The organism is [Clostridium] symbiosum, from assembly GCA_036419695.1.
Classification (GTDB): Bacteria; Bacillota; Clostridia; order Lachnospirales; family Lachnospiraceae; genus Otoolea; species Otoolea symbiosa_A.
In genome coordinates, this window is record CP143946.1 from 382514 (window position 1) to 393859 (window position 11346).

Consider the following 11346-nt stretch of genomic DNA (forward strand, 5'->3'; position numbering starts at 1 on the left):
TCCGGTTTTAAATGCAGGTTATGTATCGGGAAATATAGGTTAATGCACGGTTATGAGCAAAGAAACGTTATATACAATAAAATGTTGTGGTCAATGAAGCATGAAGGGGGATTTTTAATTATTCGTCAAAAATGCTGACGATTTCCCCATCCAGGATGCGGTTCATATTCTTAACGGCGCAGAAATTACCGCACATGGAGCAGGTATCCTCTTTTTCCGGCTTGCCTGCGGCACGGTAGCGTTTGGCTTTTTCCGGGTCAATGGAGAGATGGAACATTCTCTCCCAGTCGAGCCGTTTTCTGGCCTCGCTCATCTCGTGATCCCAGTCGGCGGCGCCCTTAATTCCCTTGGCGATATCGGCGGCATGGGCGGCGATTCGGGAGGCGATGATTCCTTCTTTTACATCGTCGAGATCGGGAAGTCTCAGATGCTCCGCAGGGGTGACATAGCAGAGGAAGGAAGCTCCGGACGCTGCGGCAATGGCGCCTCCGATGGCGGCGGTAATGTGATCATAACCCGGCGCAATATCCGTTACAAGCGGGCCGAGGACATAGAAGGGGGCTCCCTGGCAGATGGTCTGCTGAATTTTCATGTTGGCGGCAATCTGATCCAAAGGCATGTGGCCGGGGCCTTCGATGATAATCTGGACATTCTTTTCCCAGGCTTTTCTGGTCAGCTCTCCCAGGGTAATCAGTTCTTCTATCTGCGAGATATCGGAGGCGTCGGCAATACAGCCGGGACGGCAGGCGTCTCCCAGACTCAGTGTCACATCATATTCCTGGCAGATATCCAGGATTTCGTCAAAGTGCTCATAAAATGGATTTTCAAGTCCGGTCATCTCCATCCAGGCGAAGATAATGGAACCGCCCCTGGACACGATGTTGGTCAGGCGCTTTGCCTCTTTGAACCGGTTTGCCGTGTTTTTATTAATTCCGATATGGATGGTCATGAAATCCACACCGTCTTTGGCATGCATTTTCACGATATCAATCCATTCTTCGGATGTAATTTCCTTTAACGGCTTGTGATAATAGACGACGGCGTCGTAAATGGGAACCGTTCCGATAATGGCCGGGCACTCGGAAGTCAGCTTGCGGCGGAACTTTCCGGTATCACCGAAGGAACTCAGATCCATGATGGACTCGGCGCCCATGGCTACGGCATCGTTTACCTTGGCAAGCTCCATATCCAGATCATTGCAGTCCCGGGAAGTGCCCAGGTTTACGTTGATTTTGGTTCTCAGCATGGAGCCGATTCCGTTCGGTTCCAGACAAGTGTGGAGCTTGTTGGCCGGAATGGCTGCCTTCCCCTCGGCAACCAGGCGCATCAGTTCCTGGGGATCAAAATGCTCTTTTTCGGCTACATTTTTCATTTCTCTGGTCAGGATGCCCTTTCTTGCGGCATCCATCTGGGTGGTGTAATTCATGCTCATGTCCTCCTTGTTTTTTGTTTTGGAGGGATCGCGGCTATTTTTACTGCAAGAACAAAGAATTCCGCATGCGGGATTCTTGCGCTGCCGCGCGGTTGCTTCAGCAACTATTCACCTCTGCGCGGCGTGCGCATCCTTGCGAAGCATTTTTTGATTCATAGGACGTAGTTTCCTATGAATCAAAAAAGCCTGGGACCAACAGATCCCAGACTTGATTTTTTAATATCCGTCATGTATGATCCCTACGTTGGCATTACCCAAATCAGGTTATATAGGTCGAAGTTCGATTACTTCCTCTCAGCCCGCTTACGAGCTCCCTGTTGATGGTGAGTGTATCACTGTAATTTACTTTTGTCAATAATTCTATTAGAAAGTCTTTATTCTTTTTATTCTTTCTTTATCCCCAGGCCAAACTTTAGCCATATATTTCCTGTATAGTAGTAATCAAACAGGAAAACCCCCTTTTACATAGACTTTTTCATACTCATGCCGGCAGGAGCAATCCTGGCCGGCTCCCCCTTTTTGTATCATAGAAAAGTGGTCCTATGATATAAAAATCCCTCCTGGGTCCGTTTTACTGTTCTTCACACTTTTGCCAGAAAGTCTTAATTGATTTTATTTTTTCTTTATCCACTGGTCAAACTTTCGTCACACATTTCCTGTATAGTAATAGTCAGACAGGGAAACACCCTTTTACATAGACTTTTTCATACTCATGCCGGTGGGAATAGACCCACCGGCTCCTTTCCATTTTACCCTTCTTATTTCAAAAACATAAAACACGTTGCAGACATTTATTCAAATTAACATAGCTTGTACATATTGTATACAGGATGCCGCAAAAAAAGGAGACAGCCAAATTTTTTATGTTTCGCTGTCTCCCTGTGGATATTTTATAATATTGTAATTAGTTTATTGATAATAACCATAGGAAAAATACTCTGTTACGGTTTCTAATAATTTTGTGCCTTTATAGGCCTTTGCAGTTACCTTTAACTGATAGCTGTAGTTTTTGGCAATCCCATAAGATTTTTGCATCAAAAGTGTTGTGCCGTCGGGGTCTGACTCTGTCCAAGATTTTATGGTTTTCCAGGAGCTCTTGTACTGCTGCAGTTCGCAGGTCACCTTGATATTATCGGCCTCCGCAGGGCTGCAATCGGCAAAAACAGTGCATTCCGCCACATTATCGGACGGAATTTCTATGCCGCCGCTCAACATCGCCCAGTGGGACCACCTTGGCTGAGGGGTGTTCGCAAATGCAGCCATGGCAAAGCAGGTTACCATAGAGACAGCCACAACTAAAGTTACAATGATTTTTCGAATCTTGTTTTTCATACACAGATTCCTCCTTTTTGTTTTCTCTTAGTTATACGAATAGGAGATTATAAATATAACAAGATAGGAGAATATGGATACCTGTGTTTTAAAATTTACTTTATACTCTCCATAATTTTGCAGGCTTGATCCAAAGAGAGTGTACCATGGATATAAAATTGATGATGATCTTTATTCATTAAAACTTTTAATTCATCATTTTTTTCAATCACATAAGACTCGTTTCCATTTATTAAAACTTTGCTCACTCCGGCTTCTTCTGTATCAATTGCGATGGCCGAAGGGTTATCATAGTAGTAGAAGATGTAAGACTGAGTTCCTGTGCTGTTCACATACTTTATAAAAAATGTTCCCTTCTCCTCGCTGACCTCAGCCGAACTATAGCCATCAGGAATATATCCCGGTTCATAAGCCTGGTAGTCCTTTGTCAAGTTGGTATTATTCTCCCCCTGAAAGTTAAATTTAGTTGATTTTTCTTTAACCTCCATGAAAAAACGTACCAACGGTAACCGGAATGCCTCTACACTGGTTACGGCAAAAACACTGATCGTTAATGCGAAACACAGGCAGACTATGGCCCGCAGCCGTTTCTTTGGAAATTGTTTGGGGAATAAATTGCGTTTTTCCGCTCTTTTTTGAATTTCATCGACCCTGCGGTTATGCTCGTCTGAGAATGTATGGATACTTTCCGCGTCGAGGTTGTATGCATTCATTTCTTCGTCGGATTCAAGCTGCTCCTCCAGAGCTAATTCTAACAAATAATCACTTTTCTTTTTCATTAAATCATCATTCATGATTTTTACACCCCTTTAACTTTTCGGCCAGTACTTTTTTCGCTCTGGAAAGCCGAGTGTTGACGTTATATTCAGTTATGTTCAGGATTTGCGCTGTTTCTTTGGAAGTTAAGTGGTGAAGAATTCTCAGACGCAGTATTTCCTTATACTTGTCGTCCAGTTCGTTTATCAGTTGAATTACTGTTTTATAATCTTCTGTCTCAATATACAGATCCTCTGCACTTCTGCCGGCTTCTGTTTTTTCAACCGTTTCAAAGGGAATTGGTGTATGGTTGGCTTTTCGGATGTGATCAATTGCGGTATTTTTTGTTATTGTTATCAGTAAATTTTTACAACGCGGCGTTTCAATTTCATTTTCGTCAATTCTGTATAAAATGTCAATAAGCTTGATTAATGAAAGTTGAACAATATCCTCTGCATCGTGTTGATTTTTGGCAACATTAAAAGCAACCTGATACATCATATTTTTGTACCGCTCATAAATATGACGAAATTTGGAGAGCTCTGCTTCCCCGTCGATCATGCTTAATAGAATCATACTCATTAGCCCTCTTTTGTACGTGATAAATTATTATTTGCATATTACGGCAGATACACCCGGCTTCAGGCTCTGATGAAATCAGTACAGCTCACATTCATCAGAACCGTCAAAACCGGGTGTTGCAGTATAGGCGGGGTCACAATACTGTCTGATATATTGTGCGGCGCGATGCTCGGCATACTTTTCATTAAGCACCGTGCCGTTTTCATCCATTTCAATGTTGTTTGCAAAAATTGCATATGCACACTCCAGGAGAGACGGTTCTTCCCTGAAAACACTTATATAGTCAATCCCCTCTAACAGCGGATAACCCACGGTTCCATTTGCAATCCAATATGAAAATTGCCTCAAAGAACCACTGAATGAATGGCTTAGTTTCATAAAGATTTCCTCCTTTTTACTTATCATTTATCATATCATCCACTAAGTCAAGATGGAGGTGACAAATCACATTGTTTTTTGCCGCCATTGTTAAACCGGGGCATAGCGGAAGTCATAGAAAACCCGAGGATTGAAGTGCGGAAAGGCATTTTTCGCCGTTTCTGTATATCGTGCAGCGTGTTACCGGACACGGAGTGTACAGTAACGCTGCGGCCGCTGCCCGCCGGCTGTGGCTTAATCTATTTCTGGACTAACAGATTTCTTTATGTTATAATGTTGAGAATAGGTGGGTGTTTTTTCACGGGAGACAGAGAATGAGAGAAAATACAAAAATAAAAGGCCAGCTGCGGTTCTATCTGCAATGGCCATTGATATTGTCGGTCTTTTTGATGGCAGCGAATCTGGTTGTTGGAGCGATAAGTCCCAAGGCCGGTTTTGCCATGTCCGGATTTACGTTACTTTATGTTGTGGTTGCCCTGTGGCTGTTCCTGTACAGGAGAAAGCGGCTCATGGGCGGGCTGGTGGAATTCTCGGCAGAATATGCAGGAATTCAGAAACAGCTGCTTTCCGAGATGGCGATGCCATATGCAATAGCCGATGCGGAAGGCCATCTGATTTGGATGAACAAGGCTTTTGCGGATGTTGTCCAGGAGGATAAGGGCTGCCGGAAGAGCCTGGCGGCGCTGTTCCCGGAGATTACAAAGGAGATGCTGGATGAGATAGAAGGAAATTCCAGTATCCACTCTTCATTTGACGGGAAGTTTTACCGTGTTGATATCAGACAGATTTACGTGGATGAGAACGAAGGGTTGAGGCTCGACCTGAATCAGGAAATCCCCGAGGAGATGCTGCTTGCGGTTTACCTGTTTGATGAGACGGAGGTGCTCTCTTATAAGAGGGAAATTGATAACCAGAAGCTCGTGGCGGGACTGATTTATCTGGACAACTACGAGGAGGCGCTGGAAAGTGTGGAGGAAGTAAGACGTTCCCTGCTGTCCGCGCTGATCGATCGCAAGATCAATAAGTACATCTCCAATATGGATGGTATCGTCAAGAAGCTGGAGAAGGATAAATATCTGTTTGTCATCAAACAGCAGTATACGGAAGAGATTCAGGAGAACCGTTTTAACCTTCTGGAAGATGTCAAAACGGTTAATATCGGCAACGAGATGGCTGTTACGCTCAGTATCGGTATGGGTATGAACGGAAGCAGCTATATTACAAACTATGAGTATGCCAGAACTGCCATTGATATGGCGCTGGGGCGCGGCGGCGATCAGGCCGTGGTCAAGGATGGGGCCAGAATCCGTTATTACGGCGGCAAGTCCCAGCAGCTTGAGAAGACGACCCGTGTTAAGGCGCGTGTCAAAGCTCACGCTATGCGCGAACTCATGGATACAAAAGACAAATTGCTGATTATGGGCCACAAAATCGGCGATATTGATTCTTTCGGCGCAGCCATCGGAATCTACAGGATTGCCACCTCTTTTAACAAGAAGGCAAGGATTGTGGTCAACAGCGTCAATTCTTCCGTTAAACCGATGATGGCGAGATTTCAGAACAATCCTGATTATCCCGATGATCTGCTGATGACAGGGGAAGAGGCCTCGGATTGGGCGGATGCCAATACAATGCTGGTAGTTGTCGACGTCAACAGGCCCAGTATTGCGGAAGCGCCTGAACTGCTGAAACAGATTAAGACGATTGTAGTGCTGGATCACCACAGACAGAGCAGCGAGATTATCGACAATGCGGTGCTGTCCTATGTGGAGCCGTATGCATCCTCCACCTGTGAGATGGTTGCGGAAGTGCTCCAGTACATTGGCGACGGCATCAAGATCAAACCGGCCGAGGCGGATGCCATGTATGCCGGAATTGTAATCGATACGAATAATTTTATGAACCAGGCCGGAGTCAGAACCTTTGAGGCGGCAGCGTTCCTGCGCAGGAACGGCGCCGATGTGGTCAGGGTCAGAAAGCTGTTCCGCGATAAGCTGGAGGATTATAAGGCGAGAGCCGAGGCCATCCAGAAAGCGGAGATATTTAAAGATTATTTTGCCATCTCAGAATGCCCGGCCGAAGGCATTGAGAGCCCGACGGTAGTCGGCGCCCAGGCGGCCAATGAGATGCTCGATATCGTAGGGATTAAAGCTTCCTTTGTCCTTACGGAACTGGGAGATACCATTTATTTCAGCGCCCGTTCCATCGACGAGATCAATGTCCAGATCATGATGGAGAAACTGGGAGGCGGCGGTCACAGAACCATAGCAGGCGCCCAGTTGAAAGACGCAACGATAGAGGAAGCAAAGGACAAATTAAAAGAGATTATCACAGTAATGCTGGAGAAAGGGGATATATAGAAATGGAAGTTGTATTATTGGAAGATGTAAAAGCATTAGGAAAAAAGGGACAGATCGTAAAGGTGAACGACGGCTATGCCAGAAACTTTATCCTGCCCAAAAAACTGGGAATTGAAGCAACTTCAAAGAACCTCAACGATTTAAAGCTGCAGAAGGCCAACGCCGACAAGATTGCTGCAGAGCAGCTTCAGGCGGCAAAAGATCTGGCTGCAGAACTTGGAAGTAAATCGATTACACTTTCTATCAAGGCAGGAGAGGGCGGAAAAGCGTTCGGCTCCGTTTCATCCAAGGAGATTGCAAAGGCAATCCAGGATCAGCTGGGAATGGAAATAGATAAAAAGAAACTGGTTCTTCCGGAACCGCTTAAAACATTTGGAACCCACGAAGTGCCTGTTAAACTCCACAAAGATGTAACCGGCAAGCTGGCTGTTAAGGTAGTGGAAAGCTAAGAATACCGCCCACAGAAAGAATCGGAGGTTTACAGATGGATGAAGCGCTGATAAAAAGGGTGCTCCCCCACAGCGTAGAAGCAGAACAGTCGGTCATCGGCTCAATGCTGATGGACAGAGAGGCAATTATTTCGGCGTCTGAGATTGTGACAGGCGCCGATTTTTACCAGCATCAGTATGGCGTGATGTTTGAATCCATGGTGGAATTGTTCAACGAGGGTAAGCCGGTCGATCTGGTAACGCTCCAGAACCGCCTGAAGGAGAAGGATGTGCCGCCGGAGGTAAGCAGCCTGGAATTTGTCCGGGATATTGTTACGACCGTGCCGACGTCCGCCAATGTTAAAACATATGCCAATATCGTGAGAGAGAAAGCTGTTTTAAGGCGGCTGATCAAGGTTAATGAGGAGATAGAAGGACTCTGCTATGCGGGGAAGGACAAGCTGGAATACATCCTGGCCCACACGGAGAAATCGGTCTTTGATCTGCTTCAGAGCAGGGGTTCGGGTGATTTTGTGCCGATCCGGCAGGTTGCCCTGAATGTATTGGAAAAGATTGAGACGGCATCCAAAAACCAGGGAACCGTTACTGGTGTGCCGACCGGATTTATCGATCTGGACTACCGGACATCCGGCTTCCAGCCATCGGATTTTATTCTGATTGCGGCCCGTCCGTCCATGGGTAAAACGGCGTTTGTACTGAATGTCGTGGATCATGTGGCCGTCAAAAAAGGGCTGCCCTGTATGGTATTCAGCCTGGAGATGTCCAAGGAACAGCTGGTAAACCGTATGCTCTCGATGGAATCCAACGTGGATTCCCAGAAGCTGCGTACCGGTACACTGACCGACTCGGACTGGGATGCCGTGGTGGAAGGAATCGGAGTCATTGGAAATTCTAAACTGATTATTGACGATACGCCGGGAATTTCGATTATGGAACTGCGGTCGAAATGCCGTAAGATGAAGCTGGAATACGGGCTCAGTGTCGTTATTATCGACTACCTTCAGTTGATGTCGGGTAACGGCAAGGGCGGAGAAAACAGGCAGCAGGAGATCTCGGAGATTTCCCGATCCCTGAAAGCGCTCGCCAGGGAGCTGAATGCCCCGGTTATTGCACTGTCCCAGTTGTCACGTGCCTGTGAGACGAGGCCCGACCACAGACCGATGCTTTCTGACCTTCGAGAGTCGGGAGCCATCGAGCAGGATGCGGACGTTGTTATGTTCCTGTATCGTGACGATTATTATAATAAAGACACGGATATGCCGAATATTGCGGAAGTAATTATCGCGAAACAGCGAAACGGCCCAATCGGCACCATTCAGTTGATGTGGAGACCTGAGCTGACGAAGTTTGCCAATCTGGCGAAGTAGGTTAAGAGAAGCATGTAAGAGAGACAAATAAAGAAGTTCACTATATATTAAAAACGGACTGTGCCTGTTCATCCCCTATGGGAAGAAGCACAGTCCGTTTGTTCTATCTAAAGTCTTATTTTGAAAAGAACGCATCAAATAAGCTGTCCTGTTCCGGGTTGTGGACTACATAACCGACTGCTATCTTGTTGTCCGTCAGTTCGATCAGTTTCTGTGCCTTTTCCGGGCCGAATGCGCCGCAAAGTTCCACCGCTCCAAAGCCCTCCGCTGCAAGTTCCTTCATTTTTGTGCAGGCCTCGTCGAAGCTGCGGACCGTGTAAATGTAGCTTGTCATATTTCCCTTTTCAAAACATGCCTGGTGTTCCTCCGGGCTATAGGCATCGCTCATCAGAATAAAAGCAAATTTTTTCTTCATATTTCTGTCTCCTTTTCCAAATTTTCTTAGAATTTAAATAAGTTTAAACCGATTTCTTCGTCAAAGGCCCTGTCCACGCTGCCGTCTATCACGGTAATCACCATCTCGCAGGTTGCGCTTACGACCGCCCTGTTTAAATGGCCTCCGAAGACTTCTCCTTTTTCATTTCCCGCGCTCATATGGAGGTGGGAATAAAATCCGCCGTTCATGGTATTTATCGTCCCGTTCAGGGATACGATCTCATAATCACCCTTAAAATCATTGGAATAATATTTTTTCTCCCCGGTCTTAAACACTCCCGTTGTAAAATCATTGATCGCGCCCAGGGCGGTGACACCGGCCAGTTTAATGTTCTCTTTTATGGCTATTTCTTTTACTTGCTCGAGGATTTCTTCCCCTTTGTCAATCCTTGCTATGATTGTGTTCTGAAATCTGCGGTAGTCCATATGAGCTTCCTCCCTTTCACTATTATCTCCGCTTATTGTAGCAAATCATTCCGTCATGATCCAGCCCTGTTTTACACATTGTCTGCACCGGATTTTACCGCTGGTTCCGGAATCGTCGGAAACAGCTTTTTTGTCTGCACTTTATACATAGATTTCTGCGTTTTACGCACCGTTTTGGGCAGTTTGTACAAGAACCGTTGACGATGATGTTAAGGAACTGTAAAATTAGCTCATAATTATTAAATAATTATAAAAAGTCAGTGAACATTTAAGAAAGAGGGTACGGGATATGAGGAAAAAAATGAAATCAGTGATTGCATGTATTACTTGTCTGGCAATGGCGGCGTCGCTTGCGGGCTGCTCGGGCAGCACGGGAACATCCGATGCGGGAAGTTCCGCCGCGCCGGTGCCGACAGTGGCCACGCAGGGTGCTGAAGGGGACAGCGGCCAGGCATCTACTGTGGACATTGACAGGGCAAAAGAATTTGTTACTATCGCGACCGGTCCTACCAGCGGTATTTACTATCCGATTGGAGGAGCTTTTGCAACCGTTCTGGGCAACGCGGGATATAAGACATCGGCACAGGCAACGGGCGCCTCCGTTGAAAACATCAACCTGATTTCCGCCGGGGAGGCCGAACTGGCTATTGCGATGCAGGATTCCGTTATGCAGGCATATGAAGGTTTTGGAGCTTTTGATACGCCCAATTCCGACCTCCGCGCAGTAATGCGTCTCTGGCCGAACTATGTCCAGCTTGTAACAACGGCGGGAACCGGGATTAAGAGTGTGGAAGATTTGAAGGGCAAACGTGTCGGCGTGGGTGCACCGAACTCCGGTGTGGAGCTGAATGCACGCATGATTTATGAGGCATATGGAATGACTTATGAAGACAGCGACGTGGACTATTTATCTTACGGCGAGGCCATTGACCAGATGAAAAACGGCCAGTGTGACGCTGCATTCGTAACCTCGGGACTTCCGAACTCCACAGTCAGCGAGCTGGCATTCAGCTACGACATGGTAATCGTGCCGATCGACGGGGCGGGCAGAGACCATCTGGTTGAAAAGTATCCGTTCTTTGCGGCAAGCACCATTCCGGCCGATACTTATAACAATGAGGAAGATGTTGAGAGCGTATTTGTTTATAATATCATGATTGTCAATAAAGACCTTTCGGATGACATGGTATATGACATGATGAACTGCATTTTTGATGATATCGGAAGTATCAAAGCTTCCCATAACACAGCGGATAAGAACATCGACATAAGCTTCGGCGTCGATGACGTCAAGATCCCACTCCACGACGGCGCTGCAAAATGGTGGCAGGATCACGGATATGAAACGCCGCAGAACTAAACGCCTTCTCCTGCTGATCGCATCAGCTCTGGTTATTCTCTCTGCCGCCGTCTTCGGACCGCGGCAGAGGGAGTACCTGGTTATCAGGAACCAGGAGACGGGAGAGACTTACGTGAGAGTGCCGGTGGAGACCGGAGACAAACTCAACTTCGGCTGGGAGCATTCTTTCGAGCATATCCCATGGAATGAATATTATGAGGTAGAAAAAGACGGAAGTTTTCTTTTAAATACAATATCGGTGGCGGGTTTCGGCGCCGGAATTCCGGCGGAAATGGACTGTACTTACCGGTATGAAGACGGACTGGTTTATATGGACGATATAGGGAGTGAATTTCCCCGGTTCAACTGGATTAATTCACAGACGGCATTAAAAGAGATAGGGTTGAACGGCCGGCTTCTGATCAGGGGGGAGGATATGCCTCACCATGAGAAGATGGTGCTCTGTATCGAATAGGGAAAGGAGGATATG

At 46.5% G+C, this 11346-nt stretch carries 12 protein-coding genes and 1 riboswitch; of the genes, 5 read left to right on the forward strand and 7 right to left on the reverse strand.

Translation table 11 applies throughout. The annotated features are described in order from the left end of the window. Window positions 1–118: 118 nt before the first annotated feature. The 5 genes from thiC to V3C10_01835 form a co-directional block, all read right to left on the reverse strand. The gene (gene thiC / locus V3C10_01815) at window positions 119–1426 is read right to left on the reverse strand and encodes a phosphomethylpyrimidine synthase ThiC (GenBank protein WVP62577.1); all 1308 of its coding nucleotides are present in this window, start codon (window positions 1424–1426) and stop codon (window positions 119–121) included. Window positions 1427–1652: 226 nt separating this feature from the next. After that, window positions 1653–1759, reverse strand: a riboswitch (TPP riboswitch). A 582-nt stretch (window positions 1760–2341) separates the two neighbouring features. Then, a complete protein-coding gene (locus tag V3C10_01820; GenBank protein WVP62578.1) occupies window positions 2342–2764 on the reverse strand; it encodes a hypothetical protein in 423 nt (140 codons plus the stop codon). 95 nt (window positions 2765–2859) lie between these two features. Further along, window positions 2860–3558, reverse strand: a complete 699-nt coding sequence (locus V3C10_01825) for a DUF4367 domain-containing protein (GenBank protein ID WVP62579.1) — start codon at window positions 3556–3558, stop codon at window positions 2860–2862. Further along, the gene (locus V3C10_01830) at window positions 3551–4096 is read right to left on the reverse strand and encodes a sigma-70 family RNA polymerase sigma factor (GenBank protein ID WVP62580.1); all 546 of its coding nucleotides are present in this window, start codon (window positions 4094–4096) and stop codon (window positions 3551–3553) included. The genes V3C10_01825 and V3C10_01830 overlap by 8 nt, the downstream gene beginning before the upstream one ends. Window positions 4097–4177: 81 nt before the next feature. After that, entirely contained in the window at window positions 4178–4480 is a 303-nt protein-coding gene (locus tag V3C10_01835) for a hypothetical protein (protein WVP62581.1), read from the reverse strand. Between the two features lie 314 nt (window positions 4481–4794). On the opposite strand from V3C10_01835, the gene V3C10_01840 reads away from it, so the two are divergent. From V3C10_01840 to dnaB, 3 genes are read left to right on the forward strand one after another with little or no spacing between them, the layout of a single operon-like run. After that, entirely contained in the window at window positions 4795–6840 is a 2046-nt protein-coding gene (locus V3C10_01840; GenBank protein WVP62582.1) for a DHH family phosphoesterase, read from the forward strand. A 2-nt stretch (window positions 6841–6842) separates the two neighbouring features. Continuing rightward, a complete protein-coding gene (gene rplI, locus V3C10_01845; GenBank protein WVP62583.1) occupies window positions 6843–7289 on the forward strand; it encodes a 50S ribosomal protein L9 in 447 nt (148 codons plus the stop codon). 35 nt (window positions 7290–7324) lie between these two features. After that, window positions 7325–8656: a replicative DNA helicase gene (dnaB, locus tag V3C10_01850; GenBank protein WVP62584.1), complete on the forward strand. Its 1332-nt coding sequence runs from the start codon at window positions 7325–7327 to the stop codon at window positions 8654–8656. A 115-nt stretch (window positions 8657–8771) separates the two neighbouring features. Here dnaB and V3C10_01855 read toward each other — a convergent pair whose 3' ends face one another. After that, window positions 8772–9071 (reverse strand): DUF6506 family protein, encoded by a 300-nt coding sequence (locus V3C10_01855; GenBank protein WVP62585.1) that lies wholly within the window; start codon window positions 9069–9071, stop codon window positions 8772–8774. 26 nt (window positions 9072–9097) lie between these two features. After that, window positions 9098–9517 (reverse strand): PPC domain-containing DNA-binding protein, encoded by a 420-nt coding sequence (locus tag V3C10_01860; protein WVP62586.1) that lies wholly within the window; start codon window positions 9515–9517, stop codon window positions 9098–9100. 289 nt (window positions 9518–9806) lie between these two features. On the opposite strand from V3C10_01860, the gene V3C10_01865 reads away from it, so the two are divergent. Together V3C10_01865 and V3C10_01870 are read left to right on the forward strand one after the other, a co-directional pair. Then, the gene (locus V3C10_01865; protein ID WVP62587.1) at window positions 9807–10877 is read left to right on the forward strand and encodes a TAXI family TRAP transporter solute-binding subunit; all 1071 of its coding nucleotides are present in this window, start codon (window positions 9807–9809) and stop codon (window positions 10875–10877) included. After that, complete coding sequence (locus tag V3C10_01870; protein ID WVP62588.1) at window positions 10858–11331, forward strand: DUF1850 domain-containing protein; 474 nt, start codon at window positions 10858–10860, stop codon at window positions 11329–11331. Before V3C10_01865 ends, V3C10_01870 begins: the two co-directional genes overlap by 20 nt. Window positions 11332–11346 lie beyond the last annotated feature (15 nt).